The 19,042-nt window shown below is 48.4% G+C and carries 18 protein-coding genes; 4 read left to right on the top strand and 14 right to left on the bottom strand.

Translation table 11 applies throughout. The annotated features are described in order from the left end of the window. Positions 1–23 precede the first annotated feature (23 nt). Complete coding sequence (locus KVT36_RS01710; RefSeq protein ID WP_217601770.1) at positions 24–698, top strand: SdpI family protein; 675 nt, start codon at positions 24–26, stop codon at positions 696–698. A gap of 75 nt (positions 699–773) precedes the next feature. Here the strand turns inward: KVT36_RS01710 and KVT36_RS01705 are convergent, their stop codons facing one another. After that, the gene (locus tag KVT36_RS01705) at positions 774–1,229 is read right to left on the bottom strand and encodes a hypothetical protein (protein WP_217601769.1); all 456 of its coding nucleotides are present in this window, start codon (positions 1,227–1,229) and stop codon (positions 774–776) included. A gap of 141 nt (positions 1,230–1,370) precedes the next feature. Between KVT36_RS01705 and KVT36_RS01700 the strand changes: the two genes are divergently transcribed. After that, a complete protein-coding gene (locus tag KVT36_RS01700; RefSeq protein ID WP_089917635.1) occupies positions 1,371–2,123 on the top strand; it encodes a LexA family transcriptional regulator in 753 nt (250 codons plus the stop codon). Positions 2,124–2,420: 297 nt separating this feature from the next. Here KVT36_RS01700 and KVT36_RS01695 read toward each other — a convergent pair whose 3' ends face one another. The 3 genes from KVT36_RS01695 to KVT36_RS01685 form a co-directional block, all read right to left on the bottom strand. Further along, complete coding sequence (locus KVT36_RS01695; RefSeq protein ID WP_217601768.1) at positions 2,421–3,320, bottom strand: histone deacetylase; 900 nt, start codon at positions 3,318–3,320, stop codon at positions 2,421–2,423. A 13-nt stretch (positions 3,321–3,333) separates the two neighbouring features. Beyond that, complete coding sequence (gene pdeM, locus KVT36_RS01690) at positions 3,334–3,990, bottom strand: ligase-associated DNA damage response endonuclease PdeM (protein WP_217601767.1); 657 nt, start codon at positions 3,988–3,990, stop codon at positions 3,334–3,336. A 114-nt stretch (positions 3,991–4,104) separates the two neighbouring features. After that, complete coding sequence (locus KVT36_RS01685; protein ID WP_217601766.1) at positions 4,105–6,558, bottom strand: ligase-associated DNA damage response DEXH box helicase; 2,454 nt, start codon at positions 6,556–6,558, stop codon at positions 4,105–4,107. Between the two features lie 63 nt (positions 6,559–6,621). Here KVT36_RS01685 and KVT36_RS01680 point away from each other — a divergent pair, with 63 nt between their 5' ends. Beyond that, entirely contained in the window at positions 6,622–7,947 is a 1,326-nt protein-coding gene (locus tag KVT36_RS01680; RefSeq protein ID WP_217601765.1) for an NCS2 family permease, read from the top strand. Positions 7,948–8,032: 85 nt separating this feature from the next. On the opposite strand, the gene KVT36_RS01675 is transcribed toward KVT36_RS01680, so the two are convergent. The 10 genes from KVT36_RS01675 to guaA all read right to left on the bottom strand — a co-directional run bounded on the left by KVT36_RS01675 (position 8,033) and on the right by guaA (position 17,996). Continuing rightward, positions 8,033–9,067: an LD-carboxypeptidase gene (locus KVT36_RS01675; protein ID WP_217601764.1), complete on the bottom strand. Its 1,035-nt coding sequence runs from the start codon at positions 9,065–9,067 to the stop codon at positions 8,033–8,035. 29 nt (positions 9,068–9,096) lie between these two features. Continuing rightward, positions 9,097–9,492 carry an ester cyclase gene (locus KVT36_RS01670; protein WP_217601763.1) on the bottom strand — a complete coding sequence of 132 codons (396 nt, stop codon included), beginning with the start codon at positions 9,490–9,492 and terminating at the stop codon, positions 9,097–9,099. Between the two features lie 54 nt (positions 9,493–9,546). Then, positions 9,547–10,404, bottom strand: a complete 858-nt coding sequence (locus tag KVT36_RS01665; protein ID WP_217601762.1) for an SMP-30/gluconolactonase/LRE family protein — start codon at positions 10,402–10,404, stop codon at positions 9,547–9,549. A 163-nt stretch (positions 10,405–10,567) separates the two neighbouring features. Then, positions 10,568–11,431 carry an AraC family transcriptional regulator gene (locus tag KVT36_RS01660; RefSeq protein ID WP_217601761.1) on the bottom strand — a complete coding sequence of 288 codons (864 nt, stop codon included), beginning with the start codon at positions 11,429–11,431 and terminating at the stop codon, positions 10,568–10,570. Between the two features lie 9 nt (positions 11,432–11,440). Beyond that, positions 11,441–11,911 (bottom strand): Lrp/AsnC family transcriptional regulator, encoded by a 471-nt coding sequence (locus KVT36_RS01655; protein ID WP_089917619.1) that lies wholly within the window; start codon positions 11,909–11,911, stop codon positions 11,441–11,443. Between the two features lie 99 nt (positions 11,912–12,010). Then, complete coding sequence (locus KVT36_RS01650) at positions 12,011–12,214, bottom strand: hypothetical protein (RefSeq protein WP_217601760.1); 204 nt, start codon at positions 12,212–12,214, stop codon at positions 12,011–12,013. Between the two features lie 28 nt (positions 12,215–12,242). Continuing rightward, the gene (locus tag KVT36_RS01645; RefSeq protein WP_217601759.1) at positions 12,243–13,838 is read right to left on the bottom strand and encodes an ATP-dependent DNA ligase; all 1,596 of its coding nucleotides are present in this window, start codon (positions 13,836–13,838) and stop codon (positions 12,243–12,245) included. A gap of 37 nt (positions 13,839–13,875) precedes the next feature. Then, positions 13,876–14,961 (bottom strand): ligase-associated DNA damage response exonuclease, encoded by a 1,086-nt coding sequence (locus KVT36_RS01640; RefSeq protein ID WP_217601758.1) that lies wholly within the window; start codon positions 14,959–14,961, stop codon positions 13,876–13,878. Between the two features lie 73 nt (positions 14,962–15,034). Then, entirely contained in the window at positions 15,035–16,366 is a 1,332-nt protein-coding gene (locus KVT36_RS01635) for an ABC transporter substrate-binding protein (protein WP_217601757.1), read from the bottom strand. 91 nt (positions 16,367–16,457) lie between these two features. Further along, positions 16,458–17,996 (bottom strand): glutamine-hydrolyzing GMP synthase, encoded by a 1,539-nt coding sequence (gene guaA, locus KVT36_RS01630; RefSeq protein ID WP_217601756.1) that lies wholly within the window; start codon positions 17,994–17,996, stop codon positions 16,458–16,460. Between the two features lie 97 nt (positions 17,997–18,093). Here guaA and KVT36_RS01625 point away from each other — a divergent pair, with 97 nt between their 5' ends. Beyond that, entirely contained in the window at positions 18,094–18,819 is a 726-nt protein-coding gene (locus tag KVT36_RS01625; protein WP_217601755.1) for a head GIN domain-containing protein, read from the top strand. Positions 18,820–19,042 lie beyond the last annotated feature (223 nt).

Genomic DNA, 19,042 nt, shown 5'->3' with positions numbered 1-19,042 from the left:
TAAACACTTAAATACGTTCTACCATGCAAAAGACGGCTGTTCCTAAAGAGCTCTTGATACTATTGTTGTTATTGTTACCTATGGCTTACCTGGGCATTATCTGGAATACGCTGCCCGCGGTGATCCCCAGCAATTTTAATGTAAATGGCGTGCCCCAGCGCGTGGGCAGCAAAACTGATTTCCTTTTATTGATGATCTTTTTATTCCTGACCAACCTGCTTTTATACTTTTTATTCCGTTACCTGCCCGATACGGATGAAGCAGGCGCACTGCCGCAGCAGGTTGCGCATGATCATCATTCCTATTACCAGATCCGTTTTATGATCCATATTTACCTGGCTGTTTTTACCGGTATCATCATATTTATGGTAAGCCGGGGCATGCCATTTGTTATGGAACGCTGGACCTTTATAGGGGTGGGACTATTGATCGCGTTACTGGGCCTTTACCTGAAAAAGCTGCAGCCCAACTATTTTGTGGGGGTGAGAACGCCCTGGACCTTAAAAAGCAGTGAGGTATGGAAAAAAACGCATATCATGACAGGCAATTTATGGTTATATACAGGTATCGTGATCATTATAGCCGGCTTTTTCCTGGCAGTAGTTACCGGGGTTTTCATTCTCATTTTTGTGGGTGCTATACTGGCGGCTCTCCCTTACATTTATTCTTTCCGGTTATATAATGAAGATCAGGGTTAAAAATAAAAATGTGCAAATGAATAAACGCTTTGCCGCGTAAATTCATTTGCACATCTGTATATGCTCATTTACACACTAAAACCATCCTCTGCCCAGCGCTGCCCGGAAAGGCCAGGGGATCAGGGCCAGTATCAGCAGTAACGCAATCCCAAAGAATATCAATGCAAATTTATGTTTCTGTGCATCGGTGCCGGCTTTTTTTACCTTGGAGCGGCCAATGTGTACCAGTACCAGCGCTATAAAGGCCATAAAGGTATGTTCTACCGCAAAAAAGCGTAATACGCCGTCTTTCATAGCAGCGCCAAAATCTGCCCGGGCCGTTTGCATCAGCGGGCTGGTTACAAAGTACATGATCAACCCTACCAGGAACTGGATATCCAGGCTAATAGAAAAGAACAGGCTGGCTTTATTGTCAGTGGCGGTATAAGGTTTACCATTAACGCCCTGCAGCGCACGGATAAAGGCCCAGATGCCGGTTAACAGGATGATCCATCTGAGTAAGGAGTGAATGATCAGCAGCGTGCTATTCATAATGTTATTGTTTTTTTGAGTTGGTATTTTTTCCAGGGGCAAAAATAAGTGAAGCCTTGGGAATAATATCCGGAAATATATTTGGTAATTATAAAAATTAATTGCTAAATTTGTTAGTAATGTACTAAATAATTTAGGGGTATGTCCATAGCGTGTCAAAATCTGAAATTCCTGCGTAAGCAAAAGGGATGGACCCAACAGGAATTTGCTGATAAATTAGGAATTAAACGTTCCTTGTTAGGAGCATATGAAGAAGAGCGGGCCGAACCACGCACAGAGGTGCTGGAGCTCGTGAGCGATATGTTCCGGGTATCTATTGATGACCTGTTGCGGCGGGACATTGGTTCTCAGAAGGAGAACTTCCTGGAAAAACGCCGGCAGCAGAAGCTGGGGAATAGCCGTCAGCAGGTTGAGTTTGTACCGGTAAAGGCGGCCGCAGGTTACCTGGCAGGGTATAATGATGATGAGTTCATTGAAGAGCTGAACACCTTTACGCTGCCAATGCTGGGTGCCGGTAACTACCGTGCTTTTGAAATAGCCGGCGATTCCATGCTGCCTACGCCATCCGGCTCCGTGATTGTGTGTCATAAGGTAGATGGCTGGGATGATATTAAGAACAATGAAACTTATGTGGTGGTTACCAACCGGGAAGGGATTGTGTATAAACGTTTGCTGAAGAGCAACCGTTCAAAAGGCAAGATCACCCTGGTGTCTGACAACCCGCAGTTTGAACCTTATTCTGTAGGTTATGAAGATGTGCTGGAGCTTTGGCAATCCGATGCCGTGATCAGCAAAACCGGCCAGCAAAGCCGCTTGAGCGTAAATCACCTGGCAGATATGGTAAGCCATTTACAGGACCAGGTAAGCCTGTTGAAGAAAAAGATCAAAGATTAATGATGTTTGATAATGTCAGTAAAGTAATGAATGATTGTAAGTATAGTGGTCTGTATCAATGCTGATATAATATAGCTTTTGGCCTGATAGAATGCGGCCAGGTGTGATTATGTTGGTCTGATAGAATGCAGCCATGAGTGCTTACGCACGATGAAGTAGGATTATAGATGAAATAGGATGATATACGATGCTGATTAATATAAGTCCCATTTTGTTACCCCGTTATTCTAAAACCGAGATCCATCATGCCGTCCGTTGTCTAGCGGAGCGGCATCTTTTTTATGAAATTAAACAACATTAATCATAGATCTCCGCTGCAGCCCTGAAGGTATTGCAGTGGGCATTTACAATATCCTTTATATTGGTGGAGTAACCGCCGCCCATGGCCACTGCACAGGGAATACCATGTTGTTGCAGGAACGAAAAAACCAGCTCATCCCGCTGGCGGCAGCCCTGCGGTGTTACTTTCAATCTCCCGAATTTATCGGTTTCCAGTATATCTACCCCGGAAAGATAAAATACCAGGTCCGGCTGCACCCTGTCAATGAGTATTGGCAATGCGTTTTCCAGCAATTGTAAATAAGTGCTGGTATCTGTACCATCCTGCAGGGGAATATCCCAATCAGAAACTTCTTTGTGAAAAGGGTAATTGCCGGCGCCGTGCATGCTGAAGGTGAATACCTCTTCCTTACCTGCAAACAGTGCAGCAGAGCCATTTCCCTGGTGTACATCCAGGTCAATGATGAGCGCTTGTTTTATTTTTTTTTGCTGTAGCAGATAGTTGGCGGCAATAGCAAAATCATTCAGCAGGCAAAAACCTTCGCCACGGACCGCAAAGGCATGATGGGTGCCGCCGGCCACATTGAGTGCAACGCCATGCTGTAAAGCATGCAGCGCACAATCAATAGTGCCCTGGCAAATAGTGATTTCGCGAAGGGTAAGTGCGGGTGATTGTGTGAAACCTATGCGGCGTTGTTCCCTGTCGCTAAGAGTTTGATCTTTGAGCTTATGCCAGTAGGCGGCATCGTGGGTAAGCAGGATGGTAGCTTCATCCAGCAGAGCAGGGGAAAAAATATGCGCAGGTGTGATCACGCCTTCCCTTAACAACTGTAAAGGAATAAGCTCATACTTATCCATAGGAAAGCGGTGGCCTTCCGGCAAAGGATGTACATAAATGTGATCATACGCTATAAGCATGCAGTTCCGGCTATTATGCTACCGTTATTTTAAATATGCTGTTATTTGCTATGGCAAACACTACTTCATCCGTTTCCGGCGCCAGCATAGCCAGTCCGGTAAAACGCCCGAAAGCAGGGAGTATACCACAGCTTTTCCCAAAATAAAAACAGGGCAGGCGTAAACGCTGCCGCCCGCCACCGGCAATGGCTACACCCGGGTGCAGGTGGCCGGAAAAAGTATAGGGCCCATGCTCATCTTCTGATTCACAGGGTTCGTGTATGAAATGAATGTTCTGCAAAGTGAGTGTATCATGCACGGTTATATGCAGGCTGGCATACAGGTCGGCTGCCAGTATATCATGGTTGCCTTTTACCAGCTCAAACCGGATGTGTAGGAATTGTTGCCGCCATAGGCGGAAGTACTGCACATCATTATTCTCACTGCTATGGAACATGTCGCCCACTACAATGATCTTTTCCGGGTGGTAATGGGTAATGAGCTGCTGCAAACGGTACAGGTCTTCCTGTATAAGCCCCGCCGGCACAGCAATGCCGGCCTTGCGGAAATGCGCCGATTTACCCAGGTGCAGATCAGAAAGGATCAGCGCCTTTTCTTCCAGCCAGTACAGGGCTTTTCCGGCTGATAAATGCCATGTTTGTTGTTGAAAATTAAATACCACTTCTTCCACAACGCGAAGATAATGCTTAACGCTGAATGCTTAACGCTTAACGCTAAACGCTGTTTACGTTTTGTTCAAGGTAATAAGGGCCTTTAGCGTTAAGCGTTAAGCATTAAGCGTAATTCATGCATGTTTCAGCATCTTCTTTATCCGGTCTTCCAGCTTTTCACTTGTCAGCTGTTCCCGCAGGCTATCTACCTTAATGGGGAAGCAGAAGGGTGTTAACCGCACAGGTTCTGTAATTACAATATGGCTGTTATAAATGCGCTCCATAGCTTCACGCAGGCGGGCTTCTTCCATCTGGTAAAAGAATGCTTCATTAAAAGCTTGCCGCAGCAGCAGGTTATGCGCATCATAATCCTTGAACACATTGAACAGTAAAGATGACGAAGACTGTAAGTGCCGGCTGGTCTTATGTTTACCGGGATAGCCCTGGAACACAAGCCCGGCTATTACTGCAATATCGCGGAATTTGCGGCGGGCCATTTCCGTTGAGTTTACGCTGGCCGGCAGGTCAAGGCTCAGGTTCTCGGGGGAGAACAGCTCATGTACATTGCCTTCATCCAGCGGTAAAGGTTGATCGCTCAGCAGCTCAAAACCATAATCTGTCATGGCTATAGAAAAGGTAATGGGCTGCAGGCGGCTGATGCGGTAGGCCAGCAAGGCGGCCATTACTTCATGCACCAGGCGCCCTTCAAAAGGGTATACAAAAAGATGGTACCCGTCTTCTGTTTGTATCTTTTCTATCAGCAGTTGGTTGCTGGAAGGGATGTGGGATAATTGCTCCTGCAGATCAAACAGGGGCTGCAGTATTTGCAGCTCCGGTTCCCGGGAGGCGCCGGAGAGCGCTTCGTTAAAGGTGCGGCGTAATATTTCCCCCAGGTTGGCGGAAAGGGGCATGCGGCCGCCGCCCCAGCTGGGCACAATAGCCCGTTTGGCTTTAGACTTGCGCACCAGCACCGTCATATCCTTGATCATCACAAATTCCAGGATATAACCGCTGATGCTGAAAGTATCGCCTGGTGTAAGGCGGGCAATAAACCATTCTTCTATCATGCCAATATAACCGCCGCTCATAAACTTTACTTTCAGCATGGCATCGCTCACAATTACGCCTATATGCAGCCGGTGGCGCATGGCTATCATGCGACTGCGGCAAATGTAGAGGTCACCTTCGCGTTCCAGCTTGCGGAACTCATCGTAGCTCTGTAAAGCCTCGCCGCCGGTGGTGAGGAAGGAAAGGATCCATTGCCAGTCTTCTTTTGTAATATGGCTGTAACAAAAAGTACCGGTTACCTCTTCCCAGATCTCATCTGCATAAAAACCGTCGGATACGCCTAAGGTCATCAGGTATTGCAGCAGCACATCATAAGCCAGTATCACGGGCATGCGGCTTTCTACCAGCTCCTCTGCTATGGCGGCTTTCAGGGCAGCGGCTTCTACCAGCTCAAGCGAGTGCGTGGGCAGGAAAAATATCTTGCTCACGGCGCCCGGCTGGTGACCGTTACGGCCGGCCCTTGGCAGGAAAGGGGCTACGCCTTCGGGGCTGCCCACCTGGATCACAGTATCTACCGGGCGGAAATCCACGCCTAGGTCCAGGCTGGCCGTGCATACCACGGCTTTCAGCACACCGCTGTGCAGCGATTCTTCTACCCAGGTGCGCAGCTCCATATCAATAGAGCCATGGTGTAATGCAATGGCGCCGGCCAGGTCCGGGCATTGGCGTAGTATTTCCTGGTACCATATTTCAGATTGGGAGCGGGTATTGGTAAATATCAGCGTGGTGCGGCTTTCCATAATAATGGGCAATGCTTTGGGCAGCATACGTATGCCCAGGTGCCCGGCCCAGGGATATTTCTCAATTTCATCCGGCAGCACACTTTCCAGTGCAATTTCTTTTTTAAGCTGTGCGCGGATGATCACTGCATCCGGATCAGGGCGGCCCAGCAGCACTTCCATTGCTTCCGGTAAATTACCAATGGTAGCTGAAATGCCCCATACCTTCAGGGGTGGCTTGCCTGCCTTACGCACAATGCCTTTCAGGCGGCTCAGGCCCAGCTCTACCATCACGCCACGTTTGCTGCCCAGCAGCCCATGCCATTCATCGGCCACCACGGTATGCAGCGTGGAAAATAAACCGGCATATTCTTTTTGCGCCATCAGCACATGAATACTTTCCGGTGTAATGATCAGGATCTCCGGCATCTGCTTTTTCTGCTTTGCCCGTGTAGCCGTAGGCGTATCACCGTTACGAATACCTACCTGCCAGGGCATGTTCAGCTCCTGCAGCACTTCTTCCATAGCCCGCCCTATGTCTTTGGCCAGCGCCCGTAAAGGCGTTATCCATAACATTTGTACGCCGTTTTTTGTTTTTTGCTGGTAGGTTTTGGGGTGATGGTCAATCCAGTCTATTACCACGCCCAGGAACAGGGCAAAAGTTTTACCGTAACCGGTAGGGGCATTCACTAATCCTGATCTGCGCTGCTGGTAAGCTTTCCAGGCTTCTTCCTGGAATGTAAAGGGCTTTAGTTCTTTGGCAGCCAGCCAGTCGTTGATCACTTTCCATCCTGCAGTCATATTTATGAAATTAGGATAAATAGATGAGAAAAGTAAAGCGTTACTTTTCCCTATTTTTACTGCATGTTGTCTAAGTTTTTTCAGCTTGCTGCACACCAGACCACGGTAAAAAAGGAGATCCTGGCCGGGCTTACCACCTTCTCCACCATGGCCTATATACTGGCGGTGAATCCCGGCATCTTATCCGGTACCGGTATGGATTTCCAGGCGCTGATCACTGCTACGGCATTGTCAGCAGCCATTGGTACCCTGGTAATGGCTTTGTACGCCAAACTGCCTATAGGTGTAGCGCCCGGTATGGGTCTGAATGCTTTTTTTGCCTATACCATTGTGGCTGGTATGGGCTACAGCTGGCAGTTTGCGCTGACCGCCGTTTTCCTGGAAGGGCTTATTTTTATTGCACTCTCACTGTTCCGCATACGCGAAGCTATTATTAACAGCATACCGGAAAACCTGAAACATGCTATCTCCGTAGGGATTGGATTGCTGATAGCTTTAATAGGCATGGCCAATGCAGGCATTATTGAAACCGGCATGCACCATACGGGCAACGGGCGTTTGGAAGGCGTAGTGCTGAAAATAGGCGACATTACCAGCGCAGGGCCATTCATTGCTTTAACAGGATTGATAGTAAGTGCGGTGCTGATGTACCGTAAAGTAAATGCCGCTTTATTGATAGGTATACTGGCAGCTACCGTAGCGGGCATTCCGTTTGGTTTAACACATTTCCCCACAAACGGCCGGCTGGTAAGCCTGCCGCCGTCCCTGGCGCCCATTGCTTTTAAGCTTGAGTTCAACCGCATTTTTACCATGGATATGGTAGTGATCTTATTCACACTGCTGATGGTGAACCTGTTTGATACAGTAGGCACCTTAATAGGGTTGTGTAACAAAGCCGGTTTGCTGGATAGCCAGGGCCGCCTGCCCCGCGCTAAACAGGCATTGCTGGCAGATGCGGTAGGCACCACTGCTGCAGGTTTATTAGGCACCAGCGTAGTAACCGCTTACGTGGAAAGCGCCAGTGGTATTGCAGCAGGCGGGCGTACCGGCTTAACGGCGCTTACCGTAGCCGTAATGTTCCTGCTGGCTTTATTTTTTGCACCCATATTTGCCATGATACCGCAGGCCGCTACTGCACCGGCTTTGATCATTGTGGGCATGTTAATGATGAGCGCTGTAACTAAAATAGATTTTAATGATGTAACGGAAGCTATCCCCGCTTTCCTGGCTATTGTAATGATGCCTTATAGCTACAGCATTGCAGAAGGGATTGTATTTGGCATGCTGTCTTACGTACTGCTGAAAATATTAACCGGGCAGTATAAAGCCATTAGCTCGGTTATGTATGTGCTGGCAGTGTTGTTTATTGTGGCAATGTTCGTTAATTAGTTAGTGTGCTAATATGCTATTGTGCTGGTATTTGTTCATTATCGTATACACCAGCACATTAGCATATTAGCACATAAGTACATTGTTATTTCATTTCCCTCAGCTCCACACCGCCCGGCTGCACGCTCAAACGGTGCATTACCCCGCATTTCAGGGCATAGTTATTTCTTTGATGCCCCACCGGGAAATTAAAACAAACCGGGTAGGGAAAGTCTTTCACTTTTTCCAGCACCATGTCATAAACGGTTCTGCCAAATTCCTCACCAGGATCGTCCGGTTTAATACGGTTAAAGCCGCCAATGATCAGTCCTGCCAGGTTATCCAGCTTATGGGAGCGGTGCAGGTTACCCAGCATACGGTCCAGGCTATAGAGGTATTCACCTGCATCCTCCAGGAACAATATTTTACCAATGGTATCTATTTCGGAATCAGTACCGGATATGCTTTGCAGCATAGAAAGGTTACCACCCACCAGTATACCGCTGCCTGTGCCCGTACGGTTCTTTGCATCTGCCGCTGTGTTATACTGCATAGCTGTTCCAGTTAATGCCTGCCGAATAGAGAGGATGGTGTCCTGTACCTCTTTATCCGCAGCATTCAGATCATCCGGGAAACTGTTACACATTTTGGAATGCAGTGTGGCAATGCCGTAGTGGCGGTTTATATGGCTATGCAGCACCGTAATATCACTAAAGCCTATCACCCATTTAGGATGTTCAGTGAATTTGGTAAAGTCCAGCGCATCTATGATCCTTGCGCAGCCGTATCCGCCCCGCCCGCACATAATAGCTTGTATATCGGTGGCGTCCAGCATAGCTTGCAGGTCCTGCAGGCGTTCTGCATCTGTACCGCCAAAAGTAAAATCACGTTTGCCTACTGTAGTACCGGTACGGATATTAAAACCCCAGCTTTGTAAAATGCGTACCGCCGGTTGTATCTCTTCCATAGTAATGTAACCGGCCGGGCAGGTAATGCTAATGGTATCGCCTGGTTTTAAATAAGGCGGTATCAATGGTGGAACGGGCGCTTTAAATACTGCGGCGGCACGTGCTAAATAACTGAGTGCAGGAATACCTATACCGGTACTGATCAACGAGGACAGGAAATACTTGCGGTTCATGGGGTTAATGTAGGAATTATTAGCCGTTTTTACTGAATATTCCTTAAAGACCAGTGTTCAGTATATTGCCCATTCCGCAGGCGGATGATGTCTATAATGTTCATGGTGATCTGCTGCCCGGTGGCGGGTTTGCCCATAAAATCACCTACCTGTTTGCCGATGATAGCTTTGCGGGTTACTACGGTATCGCCTTCTGCTACCTGGTCATAGATCTCTACCCGTATATCCGCTACCGCTACGCGCAGTACATTCATAATAAAATTGCTCACACCTTCCCGTCCGCTGGGCTGGTTTACGCTGGCTGCGGTATGGTTAATAAAATCCGGTGCTACAATTTCTTCAAATGCCTGCAGGTCGCCCTGCTCAATAAATGCTTTGTTAAAACGGGTTACAATCGCTTTATTCTTTTCCAGTTGTGTTTGCATATTTTCTTTTTTTAAAAGCCCTGGCAGATCTTGAATACCTGCCAGGACCTGAAATTATAATGTGTGTACCAGTACTTTTGATTCCAGCAGAACGGGAACGTATACACGTTTATTTTTAACATCCAGGTAAAAATCGGCGGGACCGGCTATCACAGGCCAATCCAGCTTAACAGCAGTTTTGCTGTGCAGGTCAATTTTTTCCAGGAAGCCGGCCGGGTGGTCCAGCGCACCCCAGTCGGAAACCAGCAGGGTATGATCGTCAATCATTTCCAGGCCATCAAATCCGCCCTGGACATCGCCAATTTTTTCATACATAGGTTTGTCCTGTTGCCAGCTGATCACGCCAATTTCGCCACCCTGTATGTTATCAAACAGGAAGTTGCAGGTATACAGGCGTTTGCCTGCTTTATCATAACAAATACCGTTAGCGCCTTTCAGGTCAGCTATTTCAGTGAGCTTCCCTGTTTTCAGATCTACCTCCACTATTTTACCAACATCTGTTAAAGAGACAAATAAGGTGTGTTCGTCTTTCACTGTAAGATCGTTGGCAAAAGCGGTGTGAGTGCTTGCCAGGCTTATCTCAGCTGTTTTTTTACCGGTAGCCAGGTTAATGCCTACAATGCGGTCCAGGTCTGCTACATACAGTACGCCTTTAATAATAGCAGTGCCTTTAGGTGCATTTAATTTTTCTGTAGTAATGCTGGGGGTGATCATCTTTCCATCCAGCGATAGCTTGCTGATAAAACCATCTCCGTCTTTAGCAGTAGGTTCCATGGCTTTGCCGATATTGGTAGCATACAGGAAATGACCGTCAGCGTGCAGGCTTTCAGGGTGGGCCAGTCCGGTTTCGTCCTGGGCAAAGGCATGGAATGCCAGTACCGTACAAGCCAGTAATGCGAATGCTGTTTTCATAAAAAATTTGATTTGTTTTTGGATGCAGGCGCCCGTTACCTTCCTTTAACACCATCAGCTGCAAATGCTTGCTGCTGCCGGTTACAGGAGGATGAGGAATGCTTTTTTAATTGTTTAATGCAAAGGTATTAGCAAAGTGCTGATGGCCGGTAACGGTAAAAGCTCAAACAATTGCTTTTTTAGCTCTGTCGCTATTGGGGGTGGTGCCGTATTCCTGCTTAAAAATGCGGATAAAGTGGGGAATGTTCTCAAACCCGCACTCTATGGCTATTTCAGACACCTGTTTGTCTGTATGTTGTAACAGCACACGTGCATGGGCCAGGCGTTGTTCATTGATCCATTTTTTTGGCGGGCAATTATATTTATGCTGAAAATCGCGCTTAAAGGAGGCCAGGCTGCGGCCGGAAAGTTTCGCCAGCTCTTCTACCGAAAGTGGCTGGAACAAATGTGTTCTTACAATATAGTCAATGTCCAGCGGCTGCCCGAAAGCAATGCTTTGTAAAAATGCCAGCACCTGTTGTTTATGCGGTCCGGCCAGTAATAACAATAATAGCTCCTGCAGCTTTAGCTGTAAAATAGTATCCAGCCCTTCCACGGTTTTACCAAAATAATCCAGGAACTGCATCTTAAAACTATCCAGCAGCTCGGTAGTGGGAATAATGAGGTGGGAAGGGGTAGGCGCTGCCTGTGCAGTGGTGAGGTTATAGGTATGTAAGAATTTTTTCAGGAAATCATCTGTAAAGAACAATAGCAGCGCTTCATACGCCACGCCCTCCGGTATATATTCGGACATGGTGTAAATGCCGCGTTTCATGAACATCAGGTGCCCGCCTTCGGCAGTATGCGTAAAATCTTCGAAATGCAGCAGCTTGTGGCCCTGGATCACAAACAGCAGGGTATGTTCTGTAATAAAATTAGTGGCTTTATGGGCAGTGGCGGCTAACTTATACCGTGCAAAAGGCATGGTGGCCGATTGCAGCACATGATCATTTTTCTCTGTTGCTAAAGTAGGGAACCGGGAAAGCATAGTACAAAGTTACACAATTTTGTGGGTGGCCTTTATAACAGACATTACAAACACGCTTTCCATGTGGCCAATGTTATCCAGCTCACCCAGCTTATTCACGTTAAACTCATAATACGCATTCATATCCCTTACCTGTACCTTCAGCATAAAATCAAACTGCCCGGAAATGTTCAGGCACTCCGTAACTTCTGTAAAACCGGTAACTTCTTTAATAAATTTGCCACCGGCTTTTTTACCATGTTCTTTCAGGGAAATGTAACACAGCACCGTAAGCCCTTTATTGATCTTACGCGGATCTACAATGGCTGCATACTGTCGTATAACGCCTGCCTGCTCCATTTTGCGGATGCGTTCATAAACGGGTGTGGTACTAAGGTTCATGCGCGATGCAATGTCGCGGATGGTCATTTTTGCATCTTCCTGCAGCAGTTTCAGGATGCCCAGGTCTTTTTCGTCCAATGCTATATCCGGTAGCTCCATTAGAATATTGTACGGGTTTAAGAATAGTAACCCATACAATATACTAAATTATCTGTAACAGGTAGTGCAAATCATCTTTTGCGTACCCAGCTGCCGATATTAAATACCATGGCCAGGCTGAAAATTGATACGGGGCGCATACATTAAACCTGCGGAAAAATAATCATCGGCGCCATAAAAGGTTACACCGGCAGAATGGGAGAAAGTGTTTTTTGTGCGCGCGCAGGGAACCACACTAACAGGGCTGCCAGGCACAGGATAGACATTAATTTCTGCATAGGGGATGATAGATAATGTTAACAAAGATAGGGTTTTAGGGTCCATCCAAATGTTATCCTTTGTATTGCTGCAGCAACTGTTGCAGGTCGGCCAGGGTATTGATCTCCTCCGGTGTTTTATCTTTCCGCCAGCGGTGAATGCGGGGAAAACGCAGCGCCACACCGGACTTGTGGCGGTTGCTGGCGGCAATGCCTTCAAAAGCTATTTCAAATACCAGCTCCGGCTGTACGGTTCTTACAGGGCCAAATTTTTCAAGTGAATGTCTTTTCACCCAGTGATCCACTTCGTTCATTTCCTTGTCCGTAAGGCCGGAGTAGGCTTTCGTAAAGGGGATCAGCTTATCGCCGTCCTTCACGGCAAAGGTATAATCTGAATAAAGGTCTGCGCGGCGGCCATGGCCTTTTTGTGCATAGATCATTACCGCATCAATGGTAAAGGGATCTATTTTCCACTTCCACCAGTCGCCGCGTTTGCGGCCTACCTGGTAGGGCGAGCTGCGTTTTTTCAACATCAGCCCTTCGCTGCCCATATCCCGGGCCTGCTGCCGGAATTCAATGAGGCGCTGCCAGGAATCAAAAGTAACCATGGGGGATAAACGAAGTGTCGGGTGATTCACCTGCGCTACCAGCTGCTCCAGCAACACACGGCGCTCCTGTAAAGGTTTATCGCGTATATCCCTGCCTTCCCATTCCAGCAGGTCGTAGGAGAGGAACACTACCGGTGCTTCCTGCAGCTGCTTGTTGGTTACATTCTTGCGCCCAATACGGGTTTGCAGGGTTTGGAAAGGCAGCGGGAAATTATCTGCATAGGTGAGTATTTCCCCGTCTATTACGGTGCCTTCCGGCAGGGCATTTTGCAGGGGGGTATATTCCGGGAATTTTTCCGTGATCAGCTCTTCCCCTCTTGACCATACAAACAGCTGCCCGCTGCGTTTGATCATTTGCCCGCGGGTGCCGTCCCATTTCCATTCAGCTATCCAATCCTCCGGCTGCCCCAGCACGGAAGGATCTTCTTCCAATGGATAGGCCAGGTAAAAAGGGTAGGGTTTGGAAGCGTCTGCACCGGAGCCGGTATCCTGCAGCAGCGCTTCCAGGCTGGTTTGGCGCGGATCCCAGTTACCGCTGATCATGTGGGAAAGGGTAGCAGGTGGTATCTGGTAAGTTTGCGCCAGGGCATTTACCATCATCTGCTGGGATACGCCTATACGAAAACCGCCGGTGATCAGTTTGTTAAACACAAAACGTTCATTAGTATCCAGCTCCTGCCAGGCCTGTAATATAAATTGCTGTTTCTCCGCTTCAGGCGCTTTTTCCAGCTTGGCCAGCTCATCCAGCCAGTAATGTAAAGGATGGGTGGAAAGCTGTTGTCCGCTATCCGGCAGCAGCAAAGCAATGGTTTCTGCCAGGTCGCCTACGGAGTGATAACATTCTTCAAACAGCCATTCCGGTATATCTACTTTTTGCAGGCACCATTGTTTCAACTGGGTACTGTTCACGGTGCGTTTGGGGCGCCTGCCGCTGAACAGGGCCAGCACCCAGGGTTTATCCCGGGCATCGGCATGGGTAAAGTAAAACCGCAGCGCCTCCAGCTTCTCATTGGTTTTGGTGCTGTTGCTTACTATTTTTACCAGTTGGGTGAATTGTTGCATATTGTTTGATGTCAGGGCCTGCTGTTATTATTTAAATTTATTCGCTTTCACCGGCTGCCGGTGCTGCTGCTGTTCCGTTATCAGGCGTAAGGTTTGCTGCGGCTGTTTCTGTACCGGCTTCCTGCGGCGCTTCCTCATCCTCATTGCCGAATGCTGTTTTGATGGCTTCCGCTTCAATGCCATTCTCCTGTAAATACCGGGCAAAGGCGCTGCTGAAGCCATGCGTGGTAAATACTTTTTCAGCGCCGGTGGCTTTTACTGACTGTAATAACCCGGACCAGTCTGCGTGGTCCGACAGGGCAAAACCTGCATCCGCATTACGGCGGCGCATGGAGCCACGTACCTGCATCCACCCGCTGCAAATGCCCAGCGCATAAGGATTGAACCGGCGCATCCAGGGAGTACCTGCAGCAGAAGGCGGGGCTATGATCACGCTTTTTTTCAGATCCGCTTTGGGTGTGTCCGGCGTAATACGTTGTATTGGCGGCAAGTCATAACCCTGCGCCAGCAGTACCTGGTGGGGTACATCAATAGCGCCATGTGCAAAGATGGGGGTATCCAGGTCTTTCAGGTTAAATAACAGCCGCTGTGCCTTACCCAGGCTGTAAGCCAGCAGCACGCTGCTTTTGCCGGCCTGCTGATTTTCATATATCCATTTCCGTATATCGCCAAAGATCATGGCCTGCGGCTGCCAGTTATAAATGGGCAGGCCAAAAGTGCTTTCTGTAATAAACACCTGGCAGGGCACGGGCTCAAACTGGCCGGAGAGGCCATCGTTCTCCACTTTATAATCCCCGCTTACTACCCATACTTCATTGCCCTGCTGTACCCGCACCTGCGCGCTGCCGATAATATGGCCGGCGGGATGCAGGGAAATGCTTACACCATTGTAGCGCAGTGTTTCCCCGTAGGGAATACCCTGTACACTGATGTCCGCGCCCAAACGCAGCTGCAGCAAAGGCACACTTTCCAGGTGGCACAGGTAATGCTGGTTACCCAAACGGGCGTGGTCAGAGTGCGCATGGGTAATAACTGCACGCGGTACCGGCTGCCAGGGATCTATGTAAAAATCCCCGCCGGGGCAGTAAATACCTTTATCGGTGAATTGGAGTACAGGCGTCATTATGGGAACAGGCGTCAAAAAAAATGCCGGAAGCTGATCACTTCCGGCATTTCCGTATTGTTAACAGGGAGAACTATAAGCTAACGTTCATTTTAATGTCGCTGCTGTCGTTCTTCTGTATAATGTAAATGTTCTTGTTCTCGAAGTAGTCAGGTTTTTCTTCTCCTTCTTTCAGGTATACCGGCTGGTAGTTGAAATTGGTGAACACCTTCTTGGATGAATCATTTACACTGCTGTTAAAGTACACGCCTTTATCGCTCAGCAGCTTAATGAAATAGTAAGTAAGCTCAAACCCTTTATACGCCATATCAGAAGGGCGCGCCTTATAGATCCTTTTGAAATAATCGGCTATATAATGGCTATAGGCATCTGTTTTATCATTGTAATAAGGTGTGGAATAATATACCTGCAGGCCTTTCAGCTCCGGCTCCTTGATCTTCATTACATCCCAGGTAGGCATGCCAAAAATATGAATGGGGTAGTTGGGCGCCTGTACGCTCAGCTTTTGCATAATGGCTTTAGCGCCTGCCTCGTCCAGGGCAGTGATGATGCAAAGGTTGGGCCGGTCCACCAGCAGATTCTGTGACAGCTCAGCATCGGTAGTGCCCTCATTCCATACCACTTCGCGGATGCGGGATTTCTTATCACTCTGCAGCTTATCGTAAGCGGCCTTTATATCATTGGCAATGCGAGCTTCAGCGGCATTGTTACGGCGCAGCAGCACAATGTTCTTGGTGGCAAATGCTTCCTGCACGTAGTTCTGCAGGGCCTCGCAGTGTGTTTTCAGCGTGCTGTTGGTGATCAGTAAAAAAGGATTGCTGTTAACCCCGCCATCATTGGGATAGGTGGCAGATACCAGGTTCACCTCTTTATTCCGTGCAAAATCGCTCAGCTCTTTCAGCTCCGGGTTGCTTACAGAACCTATGATCAGGTCCACCGCATCCAGGGTACGGTTACGGATAAGCGCCGGTACGTTATTGGAGCGGGATTTACTATCGTACACAATTACATTCAGGTTAAAGCCTTGCATGCGCAAGGTATCCAGCGCCAGCTGAGCGCCTTCATAAAAGTCAAGGCCGGGCAGCACATAACGCGGCATGGTACGGCCGGTGGGATCCATCGTAGCGGAAAAGGCAGAATCCAGGTATAATGGCGCAAATAAAGCAATGTTATAGGAGGCTCTTTTTACTTCGCGGGCAAAAGCCGGTACATTAAACGGCGCTTTCCCTTCCTTAATGATCTTTTCTTCTTCCTTCTTTTTTTCCTCCGGTGTTGTTGGCTTATTAACAGTCATCGGAATATCCGGACTGGTAGTGGTGCTTTTCTTGAACAGTGAGCAGGCCGACAGCAAAACAGCTAATGCGGTACCGGCTAACAGTTGTCTGGTAATGGTAGATAGGCTCATAGCGTTCTTAGAATTACAAAAATCATTCCCGCTAAAACGGGAGTGGTTAGTAACCAGCGTTAACCGCTAATTACTAGCCACTTACAACTTTTTATTCCCACTCAATCGTAGCGGGCGGTTTGGAACTGATATCGTACACAACGCGGTTGATACCTTTTACCCTGTTAATAATATCGTTGGACATTTTTGCCAGGAACTCGTAAGGCAGGTGCGCCCAATCGGCCGTCATACCGTCGGTAGAGGTTACGGCGCGCAGGGCTACGGTAAATTCATAGGTCCTTTCATCACCCATTACTCCTACACTTTGCACCGGCAGCAGAATGGTGCCGGCCTGCCAAACTTTATCATACAGCTCTGCATCGCGCAGGCCTTCTATATAAATAGCGTCTGCTTCCTGCAGCATGGCTACCTTGTCCGGGGTTATTTCTCCCAGTATGCGGATGGCCAGGCCAGGCCCCGGGAAGGGGTGGCGGCCCAGGAATAATTCACTGATGCCTATTTCGCGGCCTACCCGGCGTACTTCATCCTTGAACAGGAAACGCAGGGGCTCTACCAGCGACATGTTCATTTTTTCCGGTAACCCGCCCACATTGTGGTGCGACTTAATGGTTACGGAAGGCCCGTTCACAGATACCGATTCTATTACATCCGGGTAAATGGTGCCCTGGCCCAGGAAAGAGATATCTGTTAGCTGGATAGCCTCCTGCTGGAACACTTCAATAAACAGGCGGCCAATGATCTTACGTTTCTGTTCCGGGTCGGTAATGCCTTTCAGCTCCCCGTAGAACAGGTCGCGGGCATTTACGCCTTTTACGTTCAGGCCCATGTGTTTATAGGAGTCCAGCACCGTTTCAAATTCATCTTTGCGCAGCAGGCCGTTATCCACAAATACGCAGAACAGGTTTTGTCCTATTGCTTTGTGGATCAGTTCTGCGGCTACGGTACTATCTACCCCGCCGCTCAGGGCCATCACCACTCTTTTATTCCCTACCTGCTCCCGGATGCGGTCAATGGTTTCGTGTACAAAGGCGGCCGGGGTCCAGTCCTGCTGGCATTTGCAGATGTGTACTATAAAGTTGCGCAGCAGCAGCTTACCTTCCAGGGAGTGAGTTACTTCCGGATGGAACTGCAGGCCCAGCAGCGGGCAGCTGCCCTGGGGCTGGCTTTTGAAAGCCGCCACCGGTATATTTTCTGTACGGGCTATGATCTCAAACCCTTCCGGCATGCGTACAATGGTATCGGAATGGCTCATCCATACCTGGCTTTTGCCGGATATGTCATATAATAAGGTCTCTTCTTTATTTTCATGTTCCATGAAAGCGCGGCCATATTCCCGGATGGAGCTTTTGGCTACTTCCCCGCCAAATACTTTGGCCATTAGCTGCGCGCCGTAACAAACGCCCAGCACCGGTACTTTGGCCGCCATGGCGGCAATATCCACAGTAGGGGCGCCCGGATCGTTCACGGAGAACGGGCTGCCGGATAAAATAATACCCTTAATGGAAGGATCCCACTGGATGGGCTGTAAGCAAGGTTTGATCTCACAGTAAACATTCAGCTCCCGGATGCTGCGTGCAATCAGCTGCGTATACTGGGAACCAAAATCGAGAATAAGAATCTTTTCTGTCATGGTGGTGCAAAGATAACGGGCCAGATCCTAATGAACAATTGATAACTTCCTATAAGTTTTTCAGGGGTGTTTATTAACTTCATACAAACTTCCCAATATGAAATCTAAACTTCCTTTTCTGTTACTGTTAGCCATTCCCTTATGTGTGGCCAGCTGCGATGTTACGGGCCAGAACCGCGTAAAAGGCAGCGGCAATGTTTCCAAAGAGGAACGCTCCGTAGGCGAATTTAAAACCCTGTCTGTAAAAGGCAGCATGAACGTGTATGTAACCCAGGGACCAGTAAAATCCGCTGTAATTGAGGCAGAGGATAATATTATCCCCCTGATACTGCTGGAAAAAGAGGGTGATGAGCTGGTGATACGCACCAAGCCCCACACCAACATTGATACCAAGCGTGATATGAAGGTATATGTAACCACACCGGATCTCTCCGACATCCGGCTGGCCGGCTCCGGTGATATAAAGCTGGAAAACCAGATCAGTAACCGGGATGCCATTGAGGTAAGTGTTTCCGGCAGCGGTAATGTCAGCGGTGCGTTAAATGCCCCGCATGTGAAAGGCAGTATTTCCGGCAGCGGGGATATGTCCCTTTCCGGCGAAAGCAAAGAGCTGGAGATCGGTATTGCCGGCAGCGGCAATTTTAAGGGAGAAGACCTGATGGCGGAAACCGCCAATATTAATATTGCCGGCAGCGGCAATGCCAACGTGCATGCCAGTGTAACCCTGGATGCTAAAATAGCCGGTTCCGGCAATGTATACTACAAGGGTAGCCCGCAGGTATCCTCTAAGGTAGTAGGTTCCGGATCTGTAATAAAGCAATAGCAGGTAACGGGTTGGTATAAACGAAATCCTTTACTCCAAGGGATATTTTAACATTTCATTTATCATATTTTACTCACCTTCGCGGTTATTATAACAAACTTTTTCAAGTCCTTTAGCCTGGGTACTGTTGTAAACGTTCGCGTGTTACTCCAGTACCTGGCTGAGGCACAAGCTTGAACCACCTGCCCCTTCTTCGCCTGTAACCCGCTGCCTGAGCAGCAAT

Origin of the sequence: Chitinophaga sp. GbtcB8, assembly GCF_019091455.1 — a bacterium.
Classification (GTDB): domain Bacteria; phylum Bacteroidota; class Bacteroidia; order Chitinophagales; family Chitinophagaceae; genus Chitinophaga.
The sequence above is the reverse complement of the archived record's forward strand: the minus strand, read 5'-3'. Positions and strand labels throughout refer to the sequence as shown.